The 26,491-nt window shown below is 71.4% G+C and carries 25 protein-coding genes; 16 read left to right on the forward strand and 9 right to left on the reverse strand.

What is annotated here, in order from left to right:
* The first annotated feature begins 586 nt into the window (after positions 1–586).
* Entirely contained in the window at positions 587–784 is a 198-nt protein-coding gene (locus ACERZO_RS49030; protein ID WP_372672918.1) for a hypothetical protein, read from the forward strand.
* Here ACERZO_RS49030 and ACERZO_RS49035 read toward each other — a convergent pair.
* Entirely contained in the window at positions 781–1,734 is a 954-nt protein-coding gene (locus tag ACERZO_RS49035) for an ATP-binding protein (protein ID WP_372672919.1), read from the reverse strand. The two genes, ACERZO_RS49030 and ACERZO_RS49035, sit on opposite strands and share 4 nt — an antisense overlap.
* Before the next feature lie 126 nt (positions 1,735–1,860).
* On the opposite strand from ACERZO_RS49035, the gene ACERZO_RS49040 reads away from it, so the two are divergent.
* Both ACERZO_RS49040 and ACERZO_RS49045 read left to right on the forward strand, forming a co-directional pair.
* Entirely contained in the window at positions 1,861–3,261 is a 1,401-nt protein-coding gene (locus ACERZO_RS49040) for an RNB domain-containing ribonuclease (RefSeq protein ID WP_372672920.1), read from the forward strand.
* On the forward strand, positions 3,258–4,031 hold the full coding sequence (locus ACERZO_RS49045; protein ID WP_372672921.1) for a helical backbone metal receptor: 774 nt from the start codon (positions 3,258–3,260) through the stop codon (positions 4,029–4,031). The genes ACERZO_RS49040 and ACERZO_RS49045 overlap by 4 nt, the downstream gene beginning before the upstream one ends.
* Here the strand turns inward: ACERZO_RS49045 and ACERZO_RS49050 are convergent.
* Positions 4,003–5,430, reverse strand: coding sequence for an aldehyde dehydrogenase family protein (locus ACERZO_RS49050; RefSeq protein WP_372672922.1), 1,428 nt, complete (start codon positions 5,428–5,430; stop codon positions 4,003–4,005). The genes ACERZO_RS49045 and ACERZO_RS49050 overlap by 29 nt on opposite strands.
* On the reverse strand, positions 5,427–6,782 hold the full coding sequence (gene gabT / locus ACERZO_RS49055) for a 4-aminobutyrate--2-oxoglutarate transaminase (protein WP_372672923.1): 1,356 nt from the start codon (positions 6,780–6,782) through the stop codon (positions 5,427–5,429). The genes ACERZO_RS49050 and gabT overlap by 4 nt, the downstream gene beginning before the upstream one ends.
* 103 nt (positions 6,783–6,885) lie before the next feature.
* Between gabT and ACERZO_RS49060 the strand changes: the two genes are divergently transcribed.
* Positions 6,886–8,343 carry a PucR family transcriptional regulator gene (locus tag ACERZO_RS49060; RefSeq protein WP_372672924.1) on the forward strand — a complete coding sequence of 486 codons (1,458 nt, stop codon included), beginning with the start codon at positions 6,886–6,888 and terminating at the stop codon, positions 8,341–8,343.
* Between the two features lie 34 nt (positions 8,344–8,377).
* A complete protein-coding gene (locus ACERZO_RS49065) occupies positions 8,378–8,761 on the forward strand; it encodes a hypothetical protein (RefSeq protein WP_372672925.1) in 384 nt (127 codons plus the stop codon).
* Here the strand turns inward: ACERZO_RS49065 and ACERZO_RS49070 are convergent.
* Positions 8,758–9,468 (reverse strand): cache domain-containing protein, encoded by a 711-nt coding sequence (locus ACERZO_RS49070; protein ID WP_372672926.1) that lies wholly within the window; start codon positions 9,466–9,468, stop codon positions 8,758–8,760. The genes ACERZO_RS49065 and ACERZO_RS49070 overlap by 4 nt on opposite strands.
* 34 nt (positions 9,469–9,502) lie before the next feature.
* On the reverse strand, positions 9,503–10,237 hold the full coding sequence (locus ACERZO_RS49075; protein WP_372672927.1) for a FadR/GntR family transcriptional regulator: 735 nt from the start codon (positions 10,235–10,237) through the stop codon (positions 9,503–9,505).
* 110 nt (positions 10,238–10,347) lie between these two features.
* On the opposite strand from ACERZO_RS49075, the gene ACERZO_RS49080 reads away from it, so the two are divergent.
* From ACERZO_RS49080 to ACERZO_RS49100, 5 genes are read left to right on the forward strand one after another with little or no spacing between them, the layout of a single operon-like run.
* Complete coding sequence (locus tag ACERZO_RS49080) at positions 10,348–11,769, forward strand: gamma-aminobutyraldehyde dehydrogenase (protein WP_372672928.1); 1,422 nt, start codon at positions 10,348–10,350, stop codon at positions 11,767–11,769.
* Positions 11,770–11,777: 8 nt separating this feature from the next.
* Positions 11,778–12,854, forward strand: coding sequence for an ABC transporter ATP-binding protein (locus tag ACERZO_RS49085; protein ID WP_372672929.1), 1,077 nt, complete (start codon positions 11,778–11,780; stop codon positions 12,852–12,854).
* Positions 12,855–12,872: 18 nt separating this feature from the next.
* Positions 12,873–14,075, forward strand: a complete 1,203-nt coding sequence (locus ACERZO_RS49090) for an ABC transporter substrate-binding protein (protein WP_372672930.1) — start codon at positions 12,873–12,875, stop codon at positions 14,073–14,075.
* Between the two features lies 1 nt (position 14,076).
* On the forward strand, positions 14,077–14,907 hold the full coding sequence (locus ACERZO_RS49095) for an ABC transporter permease (RefSeq protein WP_372672931.1): 831 nt from the start codon (positions 14,077–14,079) through the stop codon (positions 14,905–14,907).
* An 8-nt stretch (positions 14,908–14,915) separates the two neighbouring features.
* A complete protein-coding gene (locus ACERZO_RS49100) occupies positions 14,916–15,704 on the forward strand; it encodes an ABC transporter permease (protein WP_372672932.1) in 789 nt (262 codons plus the stop codon).
* On the opposite strand, the gene ACERZO_RS49105 is transcribed toward ACERZO_RS49100, so the two are convergent.
* A complete protein-coding gene (locus ACERZO_RS49105) occupies positions 15,701–16,480 on the reverse strand; it encodes an SDR family NAD(P)-dependent oxidoreductase (RefSeq protein WP_372672933.1) in 780 nt (259 codons plus the stop codon). The genes ACERZO_RS49100 and ACERZO_RS49105 overlap by 4 nt on opposite strands.
* A 59-nt stretch (positions 16,481–16,539) precedes the next feature.
* Here ACERZO_RS49105 and ACERZO_RS49110 point away from each other — a divergent pair, with 59 nt between their 5' ends.
* Positions 16,540–17,091 carry a TetR/AcrR family transcriptional regulator gene (locus ACERZO_RS49110; protein ID WP_372672934.1) on the forward strand — a complete coding sequence of 184 codons (552 nt, stop codon included), beginning with the start codon at positions 16,540–16,542 and terminating at the stop codon, positions 17,089–17,091.
* On the opposite strand, the gene pip is transcribed toward ACERZO_RS49110, so the two are convergent.
* The gene (gene pip / locus ACERZO_RS49115) at positions 17,077–18,015 is read right to left on the reverse strand and encodes a prolyl aminopeptidase (protein ID WP_372672935.1); all 939 of its coding nucleotides are present in this window, start codon (positions 18,013–18,015) and stop codon (positions 17,077–17,079) included. The genes ACERZO_RS49110 and pip overlap by 15 nt on opposite strands.
* A 409-nt stretch (positions 18,016–18,424) precedes the next feature.
* On the opposite strand from pip, the gene ACERZO_RS49120 reads away from it, so the two are divergent.
* A complete protein-coding gene (locus ACERZO_RS49120) occupies positions 18,425–19,351 on the forward strand; it encodes an undecaprenyl-diphosphate phosphatase (protein WP_372672936.1) in 927 nt (308 codons plus the stop codon).
* A 1-nt stretch (position 19,352) separates the two neighbouring features.
* The gene (locus ACERZO_RS49125; protein WP_372672937.1) at positions 19,353–20,195 is read left to right on the forward strand and encodes a cytochrome c oxidase assembly protein; all 843 of its coding nucleotides are present in this window, start codon (positions 19,353–19,355) and stop codon (positions 20,193–20,195) included.
* On the opposite strand, the gene panB is transcribed toward ACERZO_RS49125, so the two are convergent.
* Positions 20,192–21,061 carry a 3-methyl-2-oxobutanoate hydroxymethyltransferase gene (gene panB, locus ACERZO_RS49130; protein WP_372672938.1) on the reverse strand — a complete coding sequence of 290 codons (870 nt, stop codon included), beginning with the start codon at positions 21,059–21,061 and terminating at the stop codon, positions 20,192–20,194. The two genes, ACERZO_RS49125 and panB, sit on opposite strands and share 4 nt — an antisense overlap.
* A 238-nt stretch (positions 21,062–21,299) precedes the next feature.
* Here panB and lysX point away from each other — a divergent pair, with 238 nt between their 5' ends.
* The 3 genes from lysX to ACERZO_RS49145 all read left to right on the forward strand — a co-directional run bounded on the left by lysX (position 21,300) and on the right by ACERZO_RS49145 (position 25,908).
* Positions 21,300–24,623, forward strand: coding sequence for a bifunctional lysylphosphatidylglycerol synthetase/lysine--tRNA ligase LysX (lysX, locus tag ACERZO_RS49135; protein ID WP_372672939.1), 3,324 nt, complete (start codon positions 21,300–21,302; stop codon positions 24,621–24,623).
* Positions 24,624–24,687: 64 nt separating this feature from the next.
* Positions 24,688–25,260 (forward strand): hypothetical protein, encoded by a 573-nt coding sequence (locus ACERZO_RS49140; protein WP_372672940.1) that lies wholly within the window; start codon positions 24,688–24,690, stop codon positions 25,258–25,260.
* A 69-nt stretch (positions 25,261–25,329) separates the two neighbouring features.
* Positions 25,330–25,908, forward strand: a complete 579-nt coding sequence (locus ACERZO_RS49145; protein ID WP_372672941.1) for a DinB family protein — start codon at positions 25,330–25,332, stop codon at positions 25,906–25,908.
* A 6-nt stretch (positions 25,909–25,914) separates the two neighbouring features.
* On the opposite strand, the gene ACERZO_RS49150 is transcribed toward ACERZO_RS49145, so the two are convergent.
* A complete protein-coding gene (locus ACERZO_RS49150; protein ID WP_372672942.1) occupies positions 25,915–26,445 on the reverse strand; it encodes a methylated-DNA--[protein]-cysteine S-methyltransferase in 531 nt (176 codons plus the stop codon).
* Between the last annotated feature and the right edge of the window lie 46 nt (positions 26,446–26,491).

The following is a 26,491-nucleotide window of genomic DNA, read 5'->3' on the forward strand; positions in this document are numbered from 1 at the left end:
TCGCAGCAGCCGGCTGCCACGCCCCAGCAACCCGCCGCCGGGCCGCAACAGCCGCCTGCTGGGCTGCAGCAGTCTGCCTCGCAACAGTCGCCTGCCGGATCGCAGCCGCCTGCTCCGCAACAGCCGCCTGCCGGGTCGCAGCAGTCTGGCTCGCAGCAACCCCCTGCCGCGGCTCAGCAGCCGGCCAGCAACCCGCCCCAACAACCCGCCGCGCCGCCTTGGAAGACCGGTCCCGTGCGGCCCGCCAAACCCGTCTTCCCCGGCCCGGAATCCACCCCCCAGCCCTTCCCGGCCCGCCACGCCGCCCCCGCGCGGCCGGTCTTCCCGGGCCCCGGCACCATGCCCCCGGCCCCACCCACCGCGCGCCCCGTCTTTCCCGGTCCGGATACGCCTCTCCCGCAACCCTCCAAAGACCGGCAAGAGCCCGCCACCCCGCCGCGCGGCACCCCGCGCGGGTGGTTCGACGAGTTCTCCGAACCCAAAGAACCCGAAGAACCGCAGGACTTCGGCCCCACCGGGCAGCCGACCGAGATCCCCTACCGGTACAAGCGCTGAAAAACCGGCGCCGAGGTGCGAACCTGGGTTCATGGCGAAAGACCCGAACCCGGACCAGGGGTGGTACTACAACACCCGCACCCACCAGGTCGAGCACCTCGAACGCAGCCGCAGCGTCGACCTGCTCGGCCCCTACCCCGACGAGGCCACCGCCCGGCGGGCGCTCGACATCGCCAAGGAACGGACCCGGCAGGCCGACGCCGCCGACGCCTCCTGGAACGACGACTAAGACGGCTGGGCCGCCAACCTCGGCCCCAGCACGAACTCCGGGTCCACCTGCGCAGCCAAGTCCGCGCCCGCCCAGGCGCGCGCGTTGCGCAGGTGGAACTCCACCGCCTGGCGCTGGTAACGCGCCCAGTCGCGCTGCTCCGCGTCCACCGTCGCGAGCATCGAACGCAGCGTCGAGAGGTTGCGCGGCTCGAGCTCGGTGATCGGCCGGGCCGTGCCGCGCTCCGCCGCGCGCACGTGCCCCGATGCCGACATCCAGCCCAGCAGCGCCGGCCCCACCTGGTCCTGCAGGAACTCGACGTCGTCGGCGTCGGTCACCTTGTTGCCGACCACCACCAGCCGCACGCCGTAGTCGCGCGCGTAGTCCGCGTACTGGCGGTACACGCCCACGCTGCGGACCGTCGGCTCGCACACCAGGAACGTCACGTCGAACCGCGTGAACAGCCCCGACGCGAACGCGTCCGCCCCCGCGGTCATGTCCATCACGACGTACTCGCCCTCGACGTCCACCATGTGGTTGAGCAGCAGCTCCGCCGCCCCCACTTTCGAGTGGTAGCACTTGACGCCCAGGTCGTCCTCGTCGAACTGCCCGGTGACGCCGAGCCGCACGCCGCCCAGCTGCCGGAAGCACGCCGAAAACACCGGGTTGTCCTCGAACGGCCGGACCAGCCGCGACCCGCGGCCCGGCGGCGTCGTCTTGATCATCGACGCCGCGTCGGGGATCCGCGGGTTGTCGCCGCGCAGGTGGTCCTTGATCAGCGCCATGTTGTCGCCGAGCGTCGGCCAGGCGAGCGCTTCCTCCTCGGTCGCGCCGAGCGCCACCGCGAGGTGCTGGTTGATGTCGGCGTCGATGGCGAGCACCGGCAGGCCGGCGTCGGCCAGGTACGCGACGAACAGCGACGACAGCGTGGTCTTGCCGCTGCCGCCCTTGCCGACGAACGCGATCTTCACGGGAGACCCTTCCTGAGAATGAAGACGGTTTTCATTATTGCCCGTCAACGTACACCCGACCGGCCCGCGCCCGATCGGGCGATCATCGGCCCCTTCCGGGGTTAGGGTTGGGGGGTGCCTCCCCTGGTGATCAGGACACACTCGGCGGGCGGGGACTTCGGTCCGCTGCGCGCCGAGTTCTCGCTGCCGGAGTCGTTCGGGCCCGACGTGCTGGCCGAGGCGGAGGCGGCGGTCCTCGACCCGCTGGCCGAACGCCGCGAAGACGCGACGGACCTGCCCTTCGTCACCATCGACCCGCCCGGCGCCAAGGACCTCGACCAGGCGATGGTCGTCGAGCGGACCGCGCACGGCTTCCGCGTGCACTACGCGATCGCCGACCTGGCGTCGTTCGTCCCGCCCGGCGGCGCGCTCGACCGCGAGTCGCGCCTGCGCGGCCAGACGCTCTACCTGCCGGACGGGAACGTCCCGCTGCACCCGCCGGTCCTGTCCGAAGGCGCCGCGAGCCTGCTGCCCGGCGAGATCCGGCCCGCGGTGCTCTGGACCATCGAGACCGACGAAGCGGGCGAGCCGACGGCCACCCGGGTCCGCCGCGCGCTGGTCCGGTCCACCGAGCAGTTCGACTACGAGACGGTCCAGGCCGCGCTCGACGCCGGCAACCCGCACCCGTCGGTGGCCGCGCTGCCCGAGCTGGGCCGGCGGCGACGCGAACTGGCCGTCCGGCGTGGCGCCGTCGAGCTGCAGCTGCCGGAGCAGGAGATCAGCGGCAACCCGGACGGCGGCTGGGTCCTCGCGCGCCGGCCGCGGACCGTCGTCGACGCGTGGAACGCCGAAATCTCGCTGCTCACCGGGATGGCCGCGGCGCGGATCATGATCGACGCGCGGGTCGGCGTCCTGCGCACGCTGCCCGACCCGGAACCCGAGGCCGTCGACTGGCTGCGCCGGTCCGCCGACGCGCTGGGTATCGCGTGGGCGCCGGATGCGACCGTTTCGGAGTTCCTGTCCCGGCTGGACCCGGGGCAGCCGGCGTCGATGGCGCTCTACGCCGACACGACGCGGCTGCTGCGCGGCGCGGGCTACACGGCGTTCGACGGCGAGCTGCCCGCGTTGACGACGCACGCGGGCATCGGCGGCGCGTACGCGCACGTGACGGCGCCGATCCGGCGGCTCGTCGACCGGTTCGCGACGGAGATCTGCCTTGCCGTCTCGGCCGGGCGCGAGGTGCCGGAGTGGGTGCGGGCGGCGCTCGCGGACGTCCCGGACCGCATGATGGCGTCGGACACGCTCGCCGCGAAGGTCGAGCGCGCGTGCATCGACCAGGTCGAGGCGTGGGTGCTGGCCGAGCACATCGGCGGCGAGTTCAGCGCGGTGGTGCTGCGCGCGGACGAGAACAAGGCGGAGATCCTCGTCGAGGACCCGACGGTGATGGCGAAGTGCGCGGGCGAGAAGCTGACCGCGGGGGAGCGGATCGGCGTCCGGCTGACCGCGGTGGACGTCGAGAAGCGGAAGGTGTCGTTCGAACGCGCATGACCCTCGTCGACGATCTCGGGGAGCCGGTGCCGCTGGGCGGCCCGGCTTCGCGCGTGGTTTCGCTGGTGCCGTCGCTGACCGAAGCGGTCGAGCTGAGCGCGCCCGGCCGCCTGGCCGGCGCGACGGACTACTGCACGCATCCGTCCACTTTGGACGTGCCGCGGGTGGGCGGGTCGAAGTACCCGAAGCTCGACCGGGTGCTGGACCTCGCGCCCGACCTCGTGCTGGCCAACTCCGAAGAGAACCGTCAGGAGGACGTGGAACGCCTGCGTGCCAACGGGATCCTGGTGTGGGTGATGGCCGCGGCGGCGTCGGTGCCGGCGGCGCTGGGCTCGCTGCGGCGGATCCTGACGCAGGCGTACGAGCTGGACGAGCCGGAGTGGCTCGTAACGGCGGAGGAGCTCTGGCGCGAGACCCGGCCGGTCCGCTTCCACGCGGTGGTCCCGGTGTGGCGCAAGCCGTGGATCGTCCTGGGCCGCGACACCTTCGGCGGCGACGTCCTGCGCCGGGTGGGCGTGGCGAACGTGTACGCGACCTCGGAGGAGCGGTATCCGCGGCCGGACGTCGAGGAGCTGCGGGCGCACTTCGCGGCCGACGCGGATTTGCTGGTGCTGCCGGACGAGCCTTACGTGTTCACGGAGGAGGACGGCCCGGACCACTTCCCGGACGCGCGGTACGTCCTGGTCTCGGGCCGCCACCTCACGTGGTACGGGCCGTCACTCGTCGAGGCCCACGAAGCTCTTACAGCGTCAATCCCGTCAGAACCGTGACCCGCTCCTCGGTGAAGTCCGCCATCGCCGACGCCGGGCCCTCGCGGCCCACCCCGGAGTCCTTCACCCCGCCGTACGGCATCTGATCGGCTCGGAAGCTCGGCACGTCGCCCACCAGCACGCCACCCACCTTCAACGCAGCTGACACCTCGAACGCCGTCGGCAGGTCGCGGGTGAACACGCCCGCCTGCAGCCCGAAACGGGACGCGTTGATCCGCTCGACGCCCTCGGCCACCGAGGACACCCGGACCAGCGAGACCACCGGGCCGAACACCTCCTCGACCATCACCGACGCGTCTTCCGGGACGTCCGCCAGCACCGTCGGCTCCACCGTCGCTCCCGAACGCCCGCCGCCGGTCAGCAGCTTCGCGCCGGCGGAGACCGCTTCGGAAACCCACGATTCCACCCGGGAGGCGGCGGCTTCGTTGATCAGCGGCCCGACATCGACGCCGTCCGCGCGCGGATCGCCCGTCCGCAGGGACGCGACCTGCTCGAGGATCTTCGAGGCCAGTGCGTCGTAAACAGCATCGTGGACGTACACCCGCTGCACCGAAATGCACGACTGCCCGGCCTGGTACATCGCGAACGTCGCGATCCGCTGCGCCGCGAAGTCGAGGTCCGGCCAATCCGGGCAGACGAGGACCGCGCCGTTGCCGCCCAGCTCCAAAGCCACGTGCTTGCGCGGGACGCGGTCACGGATCGCCCAGCCGACCGGGACCGACCCGGTGAACGACACCACCGGCAGCCTCGGGTCCTCGACCAGCCGCGACGACGTCTCGTTGTCCACCGGCAAGATGGACCACGAGCCCGCCGGGAGGTCCGTCTCAGCCAGGATCTCACCCAGCAGCAACGCCGTCAGCGGCGTTGCCGGCGCCGGCTTGAGCACGATGGGCGCGCCCACCGCGATCGCCGGGGCCACCTTGTGCGCCACCAGGTTCAGCGGGAAGTTGAACGGCGTGATGCCCAGCACCGGCCCCTTCGGGACGCGCCGGACCAGCGCCAGCCGGCCGGTGCCGCCCGGGTCGGTGTCGAGGCGTTGCAGCTCGCCCGAGAAGCGGCGGGCCTCCTCGGCGGCCCAGCGGAACGTCGACACCGCGCGGCCGACCTCGCCGCGGGCCCACTTGAGCGGCTTGCCGGACTCGGCGGTGATCAACGCCGCGATTTCTTCGGACCGCTCACCCAGCGAACGGGACACGTGGTCCAGCGCGCCGGCGCGGACGTGCGCGGGCAGCGTCGCGAACTCGTCGGCGACGTCGTGCGCCGCCTGCACCGCGGCCTCGAGGTCGTCAGCCGAGGGCACGAAGTGCGACCCGGCCTCCGAGCCGTCGAAGGAGTGGCGGACCGAAGCGGTGGCACCGCCGGTCACCGGCTTTCCGGCGACCCAGAAGGGGGAAGTCATGCGCGAGCCTCCGTGCGGACAGCGTGCTCGAGGACCGAGAGGCCCTCGTCGAGCAGGTCGTTGGACAGGGACAGCGGCGGCAGCAGCCGGACGACGTTGCCGTACGTGCCGCAGGTCAGCACCACCACGCCGGCCCGGTGGCAGGCCGCCGCGACGCGCTTGGTGAGGTCGGCGTCCGGCTCCGACGTCCCGGGCTTGACGAACTCCGCCGCCAGCATCGCGCCGCGGCCGCGGACGTCACCGATCACGCCGGTTTCCGAGGCCAGCGCCCGCAACCGCGGCAGGACGACGCATTCGATGCGCTTCGCCGACGCCGCCAGGTCTTCGGTCTTCATGGTCTCGATCGAGCCGAGCGCCGCCGCGCACGCGACCGGGTTGCCGCCGTACGTGCCACCCAATCCGCCGGGCGCCACCACATCCAGGAGCTCCGCGCGGCCGGTGACGGCGGACAGCGGCAGGCCGCCCGCGATGCCCTTCGCCGTCGCGATGAGGTCCGGGACGACGTCCTCGTCGGTGGACGCGAACCACGAACCGGTGCGGCAGAAGCCCGTCTGGACCTCGTCGGCGACGAAGACGACGCCGTTTTCGCGGCACCACGCCGAAATCGCCGGTAGGAAGCCGCGTGCGGGCTCGATGAAACCGCCCTCGCCCTGGATCGGTTCCAGGACGACCGCGGCCACCTGGTCGCCGCCGATCTGCTTCTCGATCCGGTCGATCGCCAGCGCGGCCGCTTCGGGGCCGGACAGGCCGTCGCGGTACGGGTACGAGCCAGGCACGCGGTAGACCTCGGGCGCGAACGGCCCGAAGCCGTGCTTGTAGGGCACCGACTTCGCGGTCATGCCCATCGTCAGGTTGGTGCGGCCGTGGTAGGCGTGGTCGAACACGACGACGGCCTGGCGCCCGGTCGCCGTGCGCGCGATCTTCACGGCGTTCTCGACGGCTTCGGCGCCGGAGTTGAACAGCACCGACTTCTTCGCGTGGTCGCCCGGCGTCAGCTCGGCCAGCGCCTCGCAGACCTCGACGTACCCCTCGTACGGCGTGACCATGAAACAGGTGTGGGTGAACCAGCAGGCCTGCTTGCGGACGCGGTCGACGACCGCCGGCGCGGAGTGCCCGACGTTGGTCACCGCGATGCCGGAGCCGAAGTCGATCAGGACGTTGCCGTCGGCGTCGGTGAGCAGGCCGCCGCTGGCCGAGGTGACGTAGACGGGCAGCACCGAGCTGACTCCGGCCGCGACGGCGTTCGCGCGGCGCTCCTGCAGCTCGCGCGAGGCGGGGCCGGGGATCTCGGTGCGCAGCCTGCGCTGCCGGGGCGCCGGGGCCTGCGGCTCGGCGGTGGTGCTTGCGGTCACGGCGTGCTCCTCGGGGAAGTCGGTGGACGTCCTCAGGATGAGCGGTTACCGGACGGTCGTCAGCTGGACGTTCTGGCTATTTCGGCGCGTATGATTGGCCGTTATGGCACTCACGCTGGCCGGACTGGCTGCCGACCGCCCGCTCGGGCTGCGGGTGCTGACCGGCGAAGACGTCCTCGATCGGCCGATCGGGTGGGTGCACCCGACGGAGCTGACCGACCCGCAGGCGTTCCTCGAAGGCGGTGAGCTGCTGCTCACGACCGGGCTGGCCCTGGACGAGGAGACGTCACCGTCCTACGTGCGCCGGCTGGTCGACGCCGGCGTCGCGGGACTCGGCTTCGGCGTCGGGCTGAGCCACGAGTCGGTGCCGCGCTCGCTGGTGGCGACGGCGGCGGAGGTGGGTTTGCCGGTGCTGGAGGTGCCGCGCGAGACGCCGTTCATCGCGATCACTCGCGCGGTCTCCCGGGCGGTGGCGGCCGACGAGTACGCGACGACGGTCCGGATCGGCCGCGCCCAGCAGGAGCTGACCCGCACGGCGGTCGGCAAGGGCGGGCCGGCCGGGGTGCTGCGCAAGCTGGCGAAGCTCGTCGACGGCTGGGTGCTGCTCCTCGACTCCGCGGGCGCCGAGGGAGCTGGCGACGCGCTGTCCTACGCCGACGAAGTGCGCGAAGAGCTGAAGCAGCTTCGCTCGGGTACGCGGGTCTTCGAACTCGACGGGCACGAAGTCGTGCTGCAGACCCTTCCCACGCGGGTACGGCGGGCGCTCGCGGTCGGCACGGCCGAGCCCCTCGACACCGCCGGACGGCACGTGGTCAACACGGCGGTCGCGCTGCTTTCCCTGGCGCTGGAACAGGATCTGAAGCTCACGCACGCCTGGCGGTCCTTGCGGACCGGCGTGGTGGACCTGCTGGCGGCGGGACAGCACGAACTCGCGCTCGGCGTGCTGAGCACGGCGTGGGGCGACCCGCCGGACCCGCCGTGGGCGGTGGTGGCGCTGGTCGGCGGGCCGGCGCAGCGTCGCCGGCTCGGCGACGCGCTGGAAGGGGACAGCTCGCTGTTCTTCGCGGAGTCGGGCTCGGCGGTGCTCGTCATCGGCCGGTCCGGCGGCGACGTGCTCGACCGGGCGCTGACCGCGGCGGCGAGCGCCGGCCCGATGCACGCGGGCCTGGTGGATCCGGTGCCGTTGGAGAACTTCGCGGTGGCGGCGGAACAGGCGGACCTGGCCGCCCGCGCGGCCGAGGCGGACGGCAAACCCCTCGTCACCTACGCGGAACACTCGGCCCGGGGCCTGCTGTCGCTCATCGATCCCGTGGTGGCCCGCATCTACGGCGAGAACCTGCTCGCCCCGCTGCGCCGGCACGACGAGGCCGGCCGCGGAGACCTGGTCGAGTCGGTGCGCTGCTGGCTGGAGCACCACGGCCACTGGGACGTGGCGGCCGCGCGGCTGGGCGTCCACCGGCACACGCTGCGGAACCGGATCCGGAAAGCGGGGGAACTGCTGGGCCGCGACCTCGATTCACCGGGCGTGCGCGCGGAACTTTGGGTGGCGCTGCAGACGTGAGCAACGTCGGCACCGCGCCGGACGTCCCCTTTTCGTGGGCTGTCGACTCGCCGCGGCCGCGGTGGCCGGGGGACTGGTCCTCGCCGCGGGCGGGGTCGCCTTCCTCCCGTGGACGGCCAACCACTTCGGCTACGCGCTGCCCACTGAGCACGGGCTGCCGTACCGCATCCACCACGCCGGCCGCGACTACCGCGGCCCCGCCTGCGCCGGGGCCGGCTGGTGCGCCGGTTCGCCGTACTGCGTGCCGTTCGGCGGCGACGAGACGGCGTTGACCCAGGTCGACGAGGTCGGCACGTGGTTCGGGCCGTCGCACGCCGTCTACACCGCCGAGTCCGTGACCGACGGCGTCCCCATCCGGCTTCTCGTGCGAGCGGACGGGAACTGCTTCGTCGGCTACGCGTTGATGGGTGGCCCCTAGCCGGTCACGAGGACGATCGGCGAGTCCCCGCACCGCCGCAGGGCCGGTCCCGGTTCCGCGCCCGCGGACCACCAAGCCGGGACGTCCGCCTCGCGCACCAGCGACCCCGTCGGCTGCCGCACGCTGTTGGACACGATCACCCGCCCCTGTGCGTTCAGCAACGCCGCCCCGCGGCCCAGCGACCGCAGCCGGGGACGCACCGCGCGCTCGAATTCGCGCACGTACACGTCCGCGCCCACGACTCCCGCGAAGGCGCCGCCGAGGAGCACCGGGATCGTGAACGTGAGCGTGTATTCGTCGGTGCACAGGTAATCGACGTACGGGCCGTTGATGTGCCGCCGCCCGGTGTCGCGGGGGACCGTGAACCACGACTGGCGCGTGTAGTCCAGGAAGTTCTCGCTCGCCGGGTCCAGGCTGATGAACAGCTGGGACGGCGGCTCACCCGCGGAGCACGTCCACCACTCGAAGCCGAACTCGGAATCGGCCAGCACGCGCGGGGCGCTGACGAAGCCCGCGCCGATGACCAGGCCGCCGAGCGCCTCGATGACCTGCGGGCGGATCCGGTGCAACGCCGCTGCGGACGGGGCGTCGGCCAGCACCGACTCGGCCGCCGCCAGCAGGGGCTTCAGCCGTTCGAAGACCCCTTCCACCAGCGCCGAAACCTGCTCGACGACCTCGTCGCCGGCCAGCGTGCGGGTGTCGTTCACGGTGCTCACCTCGATGCGCGGAGTAAAGCGGAGTTTAGGGCGTGAGCAAGTCCAGGTGCACGTCCGCGAGCCGGTCCAGCGCGCCGAGGATGTGTTCCTCGGTGAGCTTGCGGGCCAGCTCGCCGTCCGCGGCCGCGATCGCCGTCGTGATCGCCGCGTGCTCCTCGTGGGCGTGCGATCCCGGGTCGAGCGGGAGCCACAGCAGCCCGCCGCGCTCGGTCTGCAGCTGGAGTTCTTCGTGCGTCAGCCGCGGCGACTGCGCGGCCGCCGCGACCTCCAGGTGGAACTGCCGCTCAGCCCGGGTGAAGTCGATGCCGTGCGCCGTGCGGAGGTCGTCGGCCGCCAGCCGCAGCCGCGCGATGTCTTCGGGCGAGCTGCGTTCCGCCGCGAGCTTGGCGGCAGCCCCGGCGATCGCGAGGTAGTGGTCACCGACGTCGCGCAGGTCGGACAGCGACACCTCGCGCAGCCGTTCGCGCCACGCGTCCGGCGGTGGGTTGGCCGGCGCACGGACGAAGCTGCCGCCGCTGCGCCCCCGCCGCGTCTCGACCAGCCCCTGTTGGCGCAAGGCCACCAGCGCTTCCCGGACAGTCACGGTCGAGACGCCGAACTGCGCGCTGAGGTCGGCTTCGCTGGGCAGCTGCTCCTGGTCGGCGAGCAGCCCGAGCGTGATGGCGTCGGCCAGCCGCGCCGCCACCGCTTCCGCCCGGCCGACCTGGCCGAGCGGCGCGAACATGGCGGACCGCGCGCTGTGCGACATGCCCTTGCGCATCGTGACCCTTCGCCTCGCCGGCAACCCGTTCGCACCAATCTTGCCTGATCCCCTTGTCCTATTACATATGGACTTATATGTTTTAGTCCCGATCGCTGGAGGAGTCCACCGTGCAGGAGCTGAAGCACTACGTCGGCGGCGCGTACGTCGACTCGAAGTCGGGCCGGACGGCGGAGATCATCGACCCGGTCACCGGGCGCCCCTACTGCACCGCGCCGATCGCCGGGCCCGAGGACGTCGACAACGCGCTGCAGGTCGCCGCGACCGCGTTCGAGACCTGGCGCGCGACGACGCCGGCCCAGCGCCAGCTCGCCCTGCTCAAGATCGCCGACGCCTTGGAAGCCCGCGCCGAAGACCTCGTCAAAACCGAGTCCGCGAACACCGGCAAGCCGATCGCGCTGACCATGGCCGAAGAGATCCCGATGATCCTGGACCAGGTCCGGTTCTTCGCGGGGGCCGCGCGTGTGCTCGAAGGCCGGTCGGCGGGCGAGTACATGGAAGGCCACACCTCCTACGTCCGCCGCGAGCCCGTCGGCGTGTGCGCCCAGGTCACGCCGTGGAACTACCCGCTGCTGATGGCCATCTGGAAGATCGCGCCCGCGCTCGCCGCCGGCAACACGGTCGTGCTCAAGCCGTCCGACACGACCCCGGCGTCGACGCTGCTGCTCGCCGAGATCGCCGGCGAGTTCCTGCCGCCGGGCGTGTTCAACGTCGTCTGCGGCGACCGCGACACCGGCCGCGCGCTGGTCGAGCACGACATCCCGGCGATGGTGTCGATCACCGGCTCGGTCCGGGCCGGCATCGAAGTCGCGCGCTCGGCCGCCAACGACGTCAAGCGTGTCCACCTGGAGCTGGGCGGCAAGGCGCCGGTCATCGTCTTCGCCGACGCCGACCTCGAAGCCGCCGCCGAGGCCATCGCCGTCGCCGGGTACTTCAACGCCGGCCAGGACTGCACCGCCGCCACCCGCGTGCTCGTCGCCGACGAAGTCCACGACACGTTCGTCGCGGCGCTCGCCCGGCAGGCCGAGAACACGAAGACCGGCAAGCCCGACGACGAAGACGTCGCCTACGGCCCGCTCAACAACGCGGCCCAGCTGGCGAAGGTGTCCGGGTTCATCGACCGGCTGCCGGGCCACGCGACCGTCCACTGTGGAGGACACCGCACCGGCGACGAGGGCTACTTCTACGAGGCGACCGTCGTCTCCGGTCTGAAGCAGGACGACGAGATGAGCCAGAACGAGATCTTCGGCCCGGTCATCACCGTCCAGCGTTTCGCCGACGAGACCGAGGCGCTCAAGTCGGCGAACGCCGTCCAGTACGGCCTCGCGTCCTCGGTCTGGACCCGCGACCACCAGCGTGCGATGCGCCTGGCCGCGAAGCTCGACTTCGGCTGCGTCTGGATCAACACCCACATCCCCCTGGTGGCCGAGATGCCGCACGGCGGGTTCAAGAAGTCCGGCTACGGCAAGGATCTCTCGCTGTACGGCCTCGAGGACTACACGCGCGTCAAGCACGTGATGAGCGCACTGTGAGGGTCGCCGTGCCGAACCAATCGCCCAACCAAGCACCGTCCGAGACGCGGGAAGAGCCCGCGGCACCGGAAAGCACGCGCCCGGCGATCCGGCTTTCCGGGCTGCGGAAGCACTTCGGCGACGTCCACGCGGTCGACGGCGTCGACCTCGACATCCCGCCCGGCGAGTTCTTCTCCATGCTCGGCCCGTCCGGCTCCGGCAAGACGACGGTGCTGCGCATGATCGCCGGCTTCGAGCTGCCCACCGAGGGCACGATCGAACTCGATGGCCGGGACGTGAGCCGCCTCGCGCCGTTCGAACGCGACGTCAACACCGTGTTCCAGGACTACGCGCTGTTCCCGCACATGACCGTGCAGCAGAACGTCGAGTACGGCCTGCGCGTCAAGCGCGTCCCGAAGCAGCAGCGCCGGGAACGCGCGCTCGAAGCGCTGAAGACGGTGCGGCTGGAGGACTACGGCTCGCGCAAGCCCGCGCAGCTGTCCGGCGGCCAGCGCCAGCGCGTCGCGCTCGCCCGCGCGCTGGTCAACCGGCCCAAGGTGCTGCTGCTCGACGAGCCGCTCGGCGCGCTCGACCTCAAGCTGCGCCAGGCCATGCAGCTGGAGCTCAAGCAGATCCAGCGGGACGTCGGCATCACGTTCGTCTTCGTCACGCACGACCAGGACGAAGCCCTGACCATGAGCGACCGCATCGCGGTGTTCAACGACGGGAAGATCGAGCAGGTCGGGACACCAGAAGAGGTCTACGAACGCCCCGCCAGCGCGTTCGTCGCCGGGTTCGTCGGCACGTCCAACCTGCTGGGCGGCCGCGGCGCCGAGTCCGTGATCGGGCGGCCGGGGCTGTTCAGCATCCGGCCGGAGAAGATCCGCATCGACGGCGAGCTGTCCGAGCCCGCCGCGGCCGGGCACACCAGCGCGACCGGCACGGTCACCGACGTCGTCTACGCCGGGGCGACCGTGCGGTACGCCGTCGCCCTCGACGCCGGGGGACGGCTTTCGGTCGTCCGGCAGAACGTCGACGACGCGGCTTTCGCCGACGGCCGCGTCCGGTTGAGCTGGCGGAACGAACACAGCTTCCAGGTCCAGTAGTACCTCGAAAGGGTTGCCATGAAGAACAGGAAGACGCGGCTTGCCGGCCTCCTCGGCGCTAGCCTGCTGTTGGCTGCATGTGGCACGTCGGGCACGAGTTCGTCCGCGCCGCCCGGCGCGCAGGGCTTCACCCCGCCGAAGCTGGAGGCGCTCAAGGCGCTCGGGCAGCCGGAAGGCCAGCTGAACGTGCTGGCCTGGCCGGGGTACGCGGAGAACGGCTCGAACGACCCGAAGGTCAACTGGGTCACGCCGTTCGAGCAGCAGACCGGCTGCAAGGTGAACGTCAAGCCGTTCGGCACGTCCGACGAAGCCGTGACGTTGATGAAGACCGGCCAGTACGACGTCGTGTCCGCCTCGGGTGACGCGTCGCTGCGGCTGGTGGCGTCCGGTGACGCCGAGCCGGTGAACACCGCGCTCGTGCCGAACTACGCCGACGTCCAGCCGTTCCTCAAGGACAAGTCCTGGAACAGCGTCGGCGGCGTCTCCTACGGCATCCCGCACGGCTGGGGCGCGAACCTGCTGACCTGGCGCACCGACAAGGTGACGCCCGCGCCGACGTCGTGGTCGGTGATGTTCGACGCGAACTCGCCCTACAAGGGCAAGGTGATCGCGTACGACTCGCCGATCTACATCGCCGACGCCGCGCTGTACCTGCAGGCGCACCAGCCCGACCTGGGTATCAAGAACCCGTACGCCTTGGACGACAAGCAGTTCACCGCCGCGGTCAACCTGCTCAAGCAGCAGCGGCCGCTGGTGAGCGAGTACTGGTCGGACTACCTCAAGGAGTCGCAGGCACTGAAGAACGCCGACGCCGTCGTCGGGACCGCCTGGCAGGTCACGGTCAACCTGACCAAGGGCGAGGGTGCGCCGCTCGAAGCCGCCGTGCCGAGCGAGGGCGCGACCGGGTGGTCGGACACCTGGATGGTCGCGGCGAAGTCGGCGCACAAGACGTGCGCGTACAAGTGGCTCGACTACATCATCAGCCCGAAGGTCAACGCCCAGGTCGCCGAGTACTTCGGCGAGGCGCCCGCCAACCCGAAGGCGTGCGCGGAGATGACCGACAAGACGCTCTGCGACACCTACCACGCCAACGACGCCGGGTACGCGGCGAAGATCGCGTACTGGACCACGCCGATCCAGCAGTGCCTCGACGGCCGCACGGACGTCAAGTGCAAGGACTACGGCGAGTGGACGAAGGCCTGGACCGAGATCAAGGGCTGAGATGACCGCGTTCTTCTACAGGAAGCCCAAGCTGCGCTTGGGCTTCCTGCTCTCGGCCCCGCTGCTCTGGCTCGGCCTGGCCTACCTGGGCGCGCTCGCCGCGCTGTTCGTCACGGCGTTCTGGCACACCGACAGCTTCACCGGCCAGGTCGTCATCGAGTGGTCGCTGGACAACTTCAAGACGCTGTTCACCGACGCCGTGTACCGCACGATCACCTTCCGCACGGTCGGGATCGCGGCGCTGGTCACGGTGATCGACGCGGTAGTCGCGTTCCCGATGGCGTACGCGATGGCCAAGCTCGCTTCGCCGCGGGCGCAACGCATCCTCGTGATCGCGGTGATGACCCCGCTGTGGGCGAGCTACTTGGTGAAGGCGTACGCGTGGCGGTCGATGCTGTCCGGCAACGGCGCGCTGAGCTCCATTTCGCCCGGTTACGGCGTCACGGCCACGATCATCACGCTGTCGTACCTGTGGCTGCCGTACATGATCCTGCCGATCTACGCGGGCCTCGACCGCCTTCCGGATTCCCTTGTGGACGCTTCCGGCGACCTCGGCGCCCGCTCGTTCCGGACGTTCCGTTCGGTGATCCTGCCGCTGACGTTCCCGGCGATCGTGGCCGGCTCGATCTTCACGTTCTCGCTGTCCCTGGGCGACTACATCGCGGTGAAGATCGTCGGCGGCACGTCCCAGATGCTCGGCAACGTCGTCTACGACAACATCGGCGCGGCGAACAACCTGCCGTTCGCGGCGACGGTGGCGACGGTGCCGGTCGTGATCATGCTCGCGTACCTGGCCGCGGTGCGCCGCACCGGCGCGCTCGACAACCTCTAGGAGCGCTCATGCGAACGCTGTTGTGGACGGCGCTGGGGCTGGGGCTGGCGGTGATCTACTTCCCGCTGGTCGTGGTGCTGCTCAACTCGTTCAACGCGGACACGACGTTCGGCTGGCCGCCGTCGAGCTTCACGCTGGAGTGGTGGAGCCGCGCGACGTCCAACGAAGGGGCGCTGCACGCGCTGTGGACGAGCGTCCAGGCCGGCCTCGCGGCAACGGCGATCGCGCTGGTGCTGGGCACGATGGCGGCGTTCGCGTTGCAGCGCTACCGGTTCTTCGGGCGCAACCCGGTGTCGCTGCTGATCATCCTGCCGATCGCGCTGCCGGGGATCGTGACGGGCATCGCGCTGAACAACGCGTTCCGCACGATCTTGGGCATCGACCTGGGTCTGCTGACGGCGATCATCGCGCACGCGACGTTCTGCATCGTGGTGGTGTTCAACAACGTCGTCGCGCGCCTGAGGAGGATGGGCGGCAACCTCGAGGAGGCGTCGATGGACCTCGGCGCGACGGGCTTCACGACGTTCCGGCTGGTGACGTTCCCGATGCTGCGCTCGGCGCTGCTGGCGGGCGGCCTGCTGGCGTTCGCGCTGTCGTTCGACGAGATCATCGTGACGACGTTCACCTTGGGCACGGGCATGGAGACGCTGCCGATCTGGATCTACGACAACCTGTTCCGGCCCAACCAGGCGCCGATCGTGAACGTCGTCGCGGCGGTGCTGATCGTGGTGTCGACGGTCCCGGTGTACTTGGCCCAGCGGCTGTCCGGCGACACGGCGTCCGGCGGGCGGCTCTAGTGCACTGACCGGATCGTGCCGCCGTCCACGCGGATCGTCGCGCCGCTCACGTACGCCGCCGCCGGGCTCGCCAGGTAGCCCACCGCCGCCGCGATCTCCTCGGGGCGGCCCAGCCTCCCGAGGTCGTTCGGCACCAGCTCGCGGGCCGCCGCGCTCTCGATCTCCTCCCACGACGTGCCCCAGCCGTGGGACGGGGCGATCGACGTCAGCAGGTCGCGCACCGAGTCCACCAGGATCGCGCCCGGGGACACCACGTTCGACGTCACGCCCGTGCCCGCCAGCTCGCGCGCCAGCGACACCGCCAAGTTGTGCCGCGCGGCCAGCGTCGCCGTGTAGTGGGGTTGCATCGCCATCGGCTGGATCGCCAGCCCGCCGCCGATCTGGATCACCCGGCCCCAGCCGCGCTCGCGCATGCCCGGCACGCACCGGTGGATCATCCGGACCGCCGAGACGACGTTCGCCTCGTACATCGCCGTCCAGTCCGCGGTCGTCGCGTCGGTCCAGGACAGGTGGTCGTACGAGCCGGCGTTGTTGACCAGGATGTCGACGTCGCCGGCCGCGGCGGCGACGGCGTCCGCTCCCGCGTCGGTCGACAAGTCGCCGATCGCCACGCCCGCCGCGCCGATCTCCGAAGCGACCCGCGAAGCGCGCGAGACGTCCCGGCCGTGCACCACCACCGAAGCGCCCTCGGCGGCCAAGAGCCGAGCGATCGCGGAACCGAGGCCCGCGCTCGAACCGGTCACCAAAGTCCGCTTACCAGCGATTTCGAGATCCATGAAGACCCTTCCCAAGAGGTATACACCTGTAGACTTAGCTTAAGTCTACACTCGTATACATGAGACCCCGCAACGCCGCCGCGACCCGGGAAGCGATCCTGGCGTCGGCGCTCGAAGCGTTCACCCGCGCCGGCTTCGACGGCGTCGGCGTGCGCGAGATCGCCGAGTCCGCCGGCGTCACGGCCATGCTCGTCAACCGCTACTTCGGCTCGAAGGAAGGCCTCTTCGCGGAGGTTGTCGAAGCGGCGATGGCCGAGCGGACCGTGCTCACCGACGACCCGGCGACCCTCGCCGCGGACCTCGCGGCTTCGCTCGTGCGCCGGACCGCGCCGGACGCGGCGCGGCTCGACCCGTTCCTGCTGATGCTGCGCTCGGCGCCCAACCCGCGGGCCGCGGAGATCCTGCGGGCCGGCATCGAGCGCCACGTCGAGAAACACCTGGCTGACCGGCTCCCGGGGCGAAAGGACGCCGGTCCGGCACTGGTCCTGTCCGTGATCGCCGGGTTCTGGCTGATGCGGACGCTCATCGGCAGCACCGCGCTCGCGGAAGCCGACGAGGCAGTGCTCAAGACCAAGCTCGAGCGGGTGTTCGCGGTGCTACTCGCGGAATGAGTCCGTAGCCGCGCGCAACGCCGCCAGCACCCCTGGATCCGTCACCGCGTGCCCGGCGCCCTCCAGGAGCTTCAATTCCGAACCCGGCCACGCCCGGTGCAGCTCGTACGCCGTGGTCGGCGGGCACACCGTGTCGTACCGCCCCTGCACGAGGACGCCCGGGATGCCCGCGAGCTTCCCCGCGTCGCGGATCAGCTGTCCCTCCTCGAGCCAGGCGCCGTGGCGGAAGTAGTGGACCGCGAGCCGCGCGAACGTCAGCGCGAACGCCGGGTCCGCGTACTGGCGGACGAACGACTCCTGCGGCTGCACGGAAACGGTCGCGCCCTCCCAGGTGCTCCACGCGACCGCCGCCCGATGGCGGACTTCGGGGTCCTCGAGCAGTGAGGCGTACGCGGCCAACGGGTCGTCCCGGAGAGCGGCCGGGATCGGCGCCAGGAAGGCCTCCCACTCGCGCGGGAAGAGGTTCGCGGCCCCGCCGCGGTAGATCCAGTCCAGCTCGCTTTGCCGCACGGTGAAGACGCCCCGCAGGACGATTTCGCTGACGCGCGAAGGATGCGTCTCGGCGTAGGCGAGCGCGAGCGTCGCGCCCCACGAACCGCCGAAGAGCTGCCAGCGCTCGATGCCGAGCCGCTCACGCAGCTTCTCCATGTCGGAAACCAAGTGCCACAACGTGTTCGCGCCCAGGTCGTCCGCGCCCGGCGTCGACTGGCCGGATCCGCGCTGGTCGAACAGGACGATCCGGTAGGCCGCCGGGTCGAAGTGCCGCCGCGCCATCGGCGCGATCCCGCTGCCGGGCCCGCCGTGGAGCACCACCACCGGCTTGCCGGCCGGGTTGCCCGCCTCCTGGCACCGGATCCGGTGACCGTCGCCGACGTCCAGGAACCCTTCGGCACGCGGGGGAATCGGCGGGTACAGCTCGTCCATGCCCGACACTCTGCCGGAGGGTCCTGGCCGTCGCCCCGACGCCCCGCCGCCGAGAGCCGGGACGACGACCAAGAAAGGTGGGAGCCCGCCCCCGCCGCCGGGCTGAGCGGGCTCCCGTCCAGGGGGTCAGCCGCTCGAAGCGGCCGGGTCCGACGAGAGGGGGCCGCCGGCGATCCGCACACGCAACATTCCCGTCCTCCTCGTCGAGGGTCCGAATCTTCGTCGTGGCGGCGACGGGCTAAACGCTAAGCCACACCCCGAACGTCAGTCAAGAACATGATTAGAGTTCATATATGTGAACACCTGCTGAGAGGACGCTGAGCGCGGCGGTGCCCCTTGCCCTTGGTTAACGAATGGGCCGGTACGTTCCGGTGTCGGGGTTTCCAAAAGCCGTACGGAAAGGCACGGAATGTCCGCGGTGACCTATCTCGAGGCGATTGTCGTCGGCGCCTTGCAGGGGGTGTCGGAATTGTTTCCGGTGTCCAGTCTCGGCCACAGCATCCTGCTGCCCGCCTGGCTCGGCGGCTCGTGGCAGCGCGACCTGAGCATCGGCAAGGATTCGCCGTACCTGGCGGTGCTCGTCGCCATGCACGTCGCCACCGCGCTGGCGCTCGTGTTGTTCTTCCGAAAGGACTGGGTGCGGATCGTCCGCGGCCTGTGGACGTCTATCCGGCACCGCGAAGTCCGCACACCCGACCAACGGCTCGCCTGGCTGCTCGTGCTCGCCACCATCCCGGTCGGGCTGGCCGGTCTGCTGCTCGAAGGGCTGCTGCGCGACTTCCTCGGCAAGCCGGTGCCGTCGGCCATCTTCCTCGCGCTCAACGGCGGAGTCCTCTACGCCGCCGAGAAGTTCTCGCGCGCGAAACCCGCCGAAGAAGCGGACACAGTGGACTTCTCGACCGAGGAGACGCTCGTCATGCGGGCCGTCACCGTCGAGGAGCGGACCGACGTCCGGCTGGCGAAGCTGCGCGTCGGCGAGGCGGTCCTGATCGGCGCGGCGCAGATCCTCGCGCTGCTGCCGGGCATCAGCCGCTCCGGCATCACGATGGTCGCCGGCCTGCGCCGCGGGCTCGGGCATGAGGACGCCGCGCGCTTCGCGTTCCTCCTCGCCACCCCGGTCATTCTCGCGGCGGGCGTGCTCAAGATGCCGACGCTGTTCGCCCCGGAAAACCACGCCTCGCTCGGTCCGGCGCTCGCCGGCAGCCTCGTCGCCGGGGTCGCTTCGTACATTTCCGTCCGTTTCCTCACCGGATACTTCGAAACGCGCACTCTGACCCCGTTCGCCATTTACTGCGTGGTCGCCGGAATCGGCAGCCTGCTCTTCTTCGCGGTCTGACGTGCTCGACGTCCCGGCGCTGCTCGCCGTCCTGGTCCTCGGCACGCTCTACGTCCGCGCCGCCCGCGGCCGCGCGTGGCCGCCGGGCCGCACGGCCGCGTTCCTCGCCGGGCTGGCGACGATCGTGGCCGTCACCTGCTCGCCACTGGCCGTCTACGACCGGACGTTCTTCTGGGTCCGCGCGGTCCAGACCATCACCCTGCTGATGATCACGCCGTTGCTGCTCGCGCTGGGCTCGCCGATCCGGCTCCTGCTCGACGCGGTCCCGGCGCCGTGGCTGCGGCGGCACGGCCGCGGCCCGCTCGCCCGCGCGCTGACGTTCCCGCCCGTGGTGACCCTGGCGCTGGTCGTGCCGCTGCTGGTCCTCTACCTGACCCCGCTCTACGACCTCGTGCTGCGGTCGTCGCTCGTCGACGGCCTGGTCCGGCTGGCGCTCGTGCTGGCCGGGTTCGTCTACTTCTGGACGCGCCTGGGCCTCGACCCGACGCCGCGGTCGGACCCGCACCTGGTGTCGGTGTGGATCGCGTTCACCGAGGTGATCTTCGACGGCGCGCTCGGCCTGGTCCTGTGGCTGGGCCCCCTGCTCGCGCCGGCGCACTACGCCGCCGCGCACCCGGGCCACGGCCCGGACCCCCGCACCGACCAGATCATCGGCGCGGGGGTGCTGTGGATCGGCGGTGACGTCGCCGGCCTGCCGTTCGTCGTCGCGTTGTTCGTGCGGTGGGCCCGCGACGACGAACGGCGCGCGAAGCAGATCGACGTCCAGCTGGACGAAGCTCCCGCGACCGGGTTGTGGTGGGAGAACGACCCGGCGCTCGCCGAGCGGTTCCGGAACCGGGGTTAGTCGTGGAAAGCGTGTTCCGGCGCCGGGAACTCGCCGCGGCGGACGTCCTCGGCGAACGCCGTCGCCGCGTTCTGCAGCACCGTCGCGACGTCGGCGTACCGCTTGACGAACCGCGGGGCCTTGCCGCGCCGCAGCCCGGCCATGTCCTGCCAGACGAGCACCTGCGCGTCGCAGTCCGGGCCGGCACCGATGCCGACCGTCGGGATCTTCAGCTCCGCCGTGACGCGCTTGGCGGCTTCCGCGGGCACCATCTCCATCACCACCGCGAACGCCCCGGCCTCCTGCAGCGCCAGCGCGTCGGCGAGCAGCACGTCCGCCGCTTCGCCGCGCCCCTGCACCCGGTAGCCGCCGAGGTTGTGTTCACTCTGCGGGGTGAACCCGATGTGCCCCATCACCGGCACACCCGCCGACGTCAGCGCCTCGACGTGCGCGGCGAACCGCCGCCCGCCTTCGAGCTTGACGGCGTGCGCGCGGCCCTCTTTCATGAAGCGCACCGAGGTTTCCAGCGCCTGCTGCGGCGAGAGCTGGTAGGAGCCGAACGGCAGGTCGGCGACCACGAGGGCCCGCTTGACCGACCGGGTGACCGCCCGCACCAGCGGCAGCAGCTCGTCGACCGTCACCGGCAGCGAGGTGTCGTAGCCGAAGACGTTGTTGGCCGCGGAGTCGCCGACGAGCAGCACGGGGATCCCGGCCTCGTCGAACAGCGCGGCGGTGTACATGTCGTAGGCGGTGAGCATGGGCCACGGTTCGCCGCGTTCCTTGAGCTCACGCAGGTGGTGGACGCGGACCTTCCGGCCCGGGGCCTTGGCCGCGGGTGCGGCCGGTCCGGTGCCGTACGGGGCGGGTTCTTCGGCGCTGGCAGACATCGTCGTCGACCGTCCTTCCCTCGAGGCCTCGGCGAGGTCCCCGGGTCGTGGAACAGAGGCGTCTCAAAGCGTGACACGCCCCCGGAGCGGCCCCAACCCCGTGCGACCAGCTTCACACCCCCGGGTAGCAGGGGTCGTCAGCCTTCAGGTTGATGCCCGGGGACAACCAACCTGTGTTCACTTACGTCAATAAGCAGGCATGACCACCGATCGGCCGCGAAAGGCGACGAAAGCAACGATGGGAACCCTCGCGAGCACGCGCCCGCGCCTGCCGGCCTGGAAGGCGAAGGCGGGCGGCATCGTCGCGACCGTGGTCCAGCTGGCCGCGGTGTTCTCGGTGCTCCTCCTGTTCACGAACGGCGCGCACGGGCGCCTGCTCAACGGCATCGACATGGCCTTCTCCAGCCTGAGCGTGCCGACGAGCGCGAGCCTGGTGATGGTGCTGCTGCTGGTCGTCCTCGGCGGTGCGCTGCGCCGCCGCAAGAAGGCCGCGCTGTACACGCTGGTGCTGTTCCAGGGCGTCGGGCTGGTGCTCACGCTGGCCCTGCAGGCGACGCTGCTGTGGTCGCCCGAGCTGCTCTCGCTCGGGTCGCGGCAGGTCCGGCACATCCCGGTCCAGCTGTGGGCCCTCACGGTCGCCGACGTCCTGTCGGTCGTCCTGATCTTCTTCCTGCTCGCCCTGCGCCCGGCGTTCCCGGCCCGGCTCGCGCCGAGCGCCTGGCGCGACGGCCTGACCATGCTGTTCGGCGGGTTCACCGCGGTCATCCTGGTCGGCTGGGCCCTCGCCGAAGCGTTTCCCGGCCACCTCGGTGACTCGTGGGAGCGGTTCGCCTGGGTCGTCAACCACGCCACCGGCGAGAACCTGCAGCTGCGCCGGATCGGGGTCGGCGAGGGGCCGGCCTGGCTCGACGTCTTCCTCGACCTCGGCGCCACCGCCGTCGCGACCGCGGCGCTGTACCAGCTCTTCCGCGGTGTACGCAGCCGGCGCCTGCGTACCGACGAAGAAGAGCTTCGCGTGCGCAAGCTGCTCGCGGAACACGGCGAGGACGACTCCCTCGGCTACTTCGCGACCCGGCGCGACAAGAGCGTCGTCTTCTCGCCGAACGGCCGCGCGGCGGTGACCTACCGCGTGCTCGGCGGCACCAGCGTCGCCAGCGCCGACCCCATTGGCGACCCCGAGGCGTGGCCGGACGCCGTGCGCGCGTGGCTCGACGAGACGCGCACCTACGGCTGGACGCCCGGCGTGCTCGGGGCGAGCGAGCGCGGCGCGAAGGCGTACACCGACGCCGGCCTGCGCGCCCTGGAGATCGGCGACGAAGCGGTGCTCGACGTCCGCGAGTTCAGCCTCGCCGGGCCGGAGCGGCGTTCGGTCCGCCAGGCCGTGAAACGCATCGAGCGCGCCGGCTACACCTCCCGCGTCCGCCGGCACGGCGAGATCCCCGACGAGGAGATGGCCGAGCTGCTCGCCCGCGCCCAGGCCTGGCGCGGTGCCGAGACCGAACGCGGCTTCTCGATGGCCCTTGGCCGCCTCGGCGACGCGAGCGACGGCCGCAGCGTGATGGTCGAGGCCTACGACGCCCGCGGCGACCTGCGCGGCCTGCTGTCGTTCGTGCCGTGGGGCCGGCGCGGGCTCTCCCTCGACCTCATGCGCCGCGACCGCGACGCCGAGAACGGCCTCAACGAGTACATGATCGCCGAGGTCGTCGCGGCCGGGCAGCACCTGGGCGCGCAGCGGATCTCGCTCAACTTCGCCATGTTCCGCGCGGTCTTCTCCGAGGGCGAGCGGATCGGCGCGGGCCCGGTGCTGCGGGCCTGGAAGGGGATCCTGAGCGTCGCTTCGCGGTTCTTCCAGCTGGAGTCGCTGTACCGGTCCAACGCCAAGTACGGGCCGGACTGGGAGCCGCGGTTCCTCTGCTACTCCTCGGCGCGGCGGCTCCCGCGCGTCGGCATCGTCGCGGGGGCGCTCGAAGGGTTCGTCCCGACCGGGCGGTCGCGGTCGCTGCGGCTCGAGACGGTCGGCGACGACTTCGTCGCGCGCGTCCGGGAGATCGAGGAGTCCGCGGCGGTGCCGGCGGCGAAGCCGGTGCGGCGGCCGGAGCAGGTCCGCGTCCGGATGGCGAAGCTGGCCAAGCTGCGCGAGGCCGGGATCGACCCGTACCCGGTCGGCTTCCGCCGCGACGACCAGATCGGCGACGTCGTCCGGAAGTTCAGCGACCTGCAGCCGGACAACGCCACCGGCCATCGCGTCCGGATCGCCGGGCGGGTACTGGCGATGCGCACCCTCGGCGGCCTCTGTTTCGCGCGCGTCAAGGACTTCAGCGGCGAGATCCAGCTGATGCTGGAGACCGGCGAGCTCGACCTCAAGGGCTGGCGGACCGGCGTCGACCTCGGCGACCACGTCGGGGTCAGCGGCCAGGTCGTCACGTCCAAGCGCGGCGAACTTTCGGTGCTCGTCGACGAGTGGACGGTCACCGCCAAGTGCCTGCACCCGTTGCCGGACAAGCGGAAGGGCCTCACCGACCCGGAGACGCGGGTGCGGCAGCGCTACCTCGACCTCGCGGTCAACCCGGACTCGACGAACATGCTGCGGCTGCGGTCGACGGTGGTCCGCGCGGTGCGCGACCGGCTGCACCACGCCGACTACCTCGAAGTCGAGACGCCGATGCTGCAGACGGTCCACGGCGGCGCGAACGCCCGCCCGTTCGTCACGCACATCAACGCCTACGACATGCGGATGTACCTGCGGATCGCGCCCGAGCTGTACCTCAAGCGGCTGTGCGTCGCCGGCGTCGAGCGCGTCTTCGAGCTGAACCGCAACTTCCGCAACGAAGGCGTCGACGCCACGCACAACCCCGAGTTCACGATGCTCGAGGCGTACCAGGCGTACGCCGACTACGACACCATGCGGACGCTGACGCGCGAGCTGGTCCAGCACGCGGCCGAAGCGGCGTACGGCGCCCAGATCGTCCGCCGGCCCGATGCCGACGGCAAGCTCGCCGAGCACGACATCTCCGGCGACTGGCCGGTGATCACGGTGCACGACGCCGTTTCGGCGGCGTTCGGCGAGCAGGTCGACTCGGGGACGCCGGTGGCCGAGCTGCGCCGCCTGTGCATGGCGGCGGGCGTGCCGGTGGGGGAGGACCCGAGCCACGGCGACCTCGTGCTCAAGGCGTTCGAGCACCTCGTCGAGGGCGCGACCGTGCTGCCGACCTTCTACACGGACTACCCGACCGACGTCTCGCCGCTCACCCGCCAGCACCGCGAGGACCCGCGGCTGGCCGAGCGCTGGGACCTCATCGCGTTCGGTTCCGAGGTCGGCACGGCCTACACCGAGCTGACCGACCCGGTCGAGCAGCGGCGGCGGCTGGAGGCGCAGTCCCTGCGCGCGGCCAGCGGCGACGTCGAGGCGATGGAGCTGGACGAGGACTTCCTGCTCGCGTTGGAGCACGGGATGCCGCCGACCGGCGGGCTCGGACTGGGCGTCGACCGGCTGCTCATGATGCTCACGGGGGCTTCCATCCGCCAGACGGTCCTGTTCCCCTTCGTCCGTCCGCAGGCGTAACGACTCGGTCGATCTGATCACGCTGGTACCGCCGGATCCGGCGGGGTCGCTTAATGTGTGCCTCGTGCGCACGGCTCGATTCGCCTCGGCCCTCCTCATGGGACTGGCCGTGCTGGCGTATTCGGGGTGGCTCCTGGAGTTCTTCGTGCCGACGGGCGTCTCGCCGGTGCACGACCCGGTCGAGGCGCTGCTGACCGGCCCGCCGGTGTTCCGCGTGCTGCTGGCCGTCTCGGGGGTCGCGTTCCTGCTCGCCGGGCCCCCGCTGCACCGGCTCGGCCCGGTCCAGTGGTCGGCGCGGTTCAGCTCGATCTCGGTGAGCGCCTTCGGCGTGGTCGCGCTGCTGCAGGCCGCCTACCCGGAGCACAGCGGCGCGCTCTCGTCCCTGGCGACCGTCGTGCTGGTGGTCGGCGTGATCAGCCTGATCCTGTGGTGGCCGCCGGGCTGGCGCGCGCTCGCCGTCGCCGGGCTCGTGGTCGTGCTCCTCACCTGGGCCGCCCTCGTGCTCGCGCGGCAGCTGGACACGGGCGAGGGCGTGGTCAGCCGCGTCGAGCAGGTGGTGCGGGCGGTGTTGTACGGCGTCGGCGGGGCGTACGCGTTCATCAAGCCCGCTCCCCGGCACGCCCCTCGCGGCGGCTGAGCGGCGGTCCCCCGGAAATGTCGGTGCCAGGTGGCACGATCCACCCAACGAACGAAGGAGTGGATCGACATGGCGGGAAACGTGCGTCCGGTGGCCGACGAGCGGGACGGGCTGCTGAGCTTCCTGGAGCAGCAGCGGTACGTGCTGAAGCTGGCGGCACACGGACTGACGGACGAGCAGGCGAGAGCCGCGTCGACGAAGAGCTCGCTCTCGGTCGGCGGGCTGATCAAGCACGTCGCGGCGACCGAGTACGGCTGGATGGACACGGTCCTGCAGGTGCCGCAGAAGCCGTTCGCGGAGGGTGTGGCCGACTACGAGTCGGGGCACCGCCTGCTCCCGGACGAGACCCTGGCGGGCGTGCTGGCCCGCTACGACGAGGTCGCGGCGCGGACGGTGGAGGTCATCGGCGGGATCGAGGACCTGGGGCAGGCGGTCCCGGTGCCGAAGGGCGTCCCGTGGTTCCCGCAGGACGTCGACGCGTGGTCGGTCCGCTGGGTCCTGCTGCACCTGATCCAGGAGACGGCCCGGCACGCCGGCCACGCCGACATCATCCGCGAGCACATCGACGGCGGTACGGCGATGCCGTTGATGGCGGCGGCCGAGGGCTGGCCGGAGTCCCCGTTCATCAAGCCGTGGCAGCCTGCTTGAGAACGTTCAGAACAGGGTGGGCTCGTCGGCCAGGGCGCCTTCGATGACCAGCATCCGGCGTTTCGTTTCGACGCCGCCGCGGGCCGAGAAGCCGCCGTCCTTGCCGCCCGCGGCCAGGACCCGGTGGCACGGCACGATGATCGGGAACGGGTTGTGCCCCATCGCCTGCCCGACGGCCTGCGCCGACCCGGGCCGCCCGAGCCGGTGCGCGATGTCGCCGTAGGTCAGCGTCTTGCCCGGCGGGATCGCGCGCGCGACCTCGTACGCCCGGCGGTTGAACTCCGGCACCGCCGAGAAGTCCAGCGGGATCGACGCCAGGTCCGGCCGCGCGCCGCCCAGCAGGGCCACGATCCCGGCCACCGCCGCCTGAACCGCGGCCGGCGGCGTTCCTTCGACCGCGTCCGGGAAGCGCTTGAGCAGCCGGGCGCGGGTGCGCGCCTGACTGCCCTCGGGCAGGGACGTGCCGACCACGACGTCGTCGCGCCACGCGAGCCCGCAGACCCCGATCGCCGTGTCGAACACCGTGAAGCCCGTCATGCGGTCAGCCTACGACTGAAGAGGGGTACCGCCGCGGCAATTGATC

Source organism: Amycolatopsis kentuckyensis, from assembly GCF_041679295.1.
In the GTDB taxonomy this organism is placed as follows: Bacteria; Actinomycetota; Actinomycetes; order Mycobacteriales; family Pseudonocardiaceae; genus Amycolatopsis; species Amycolatopsis kentuckyensis_A.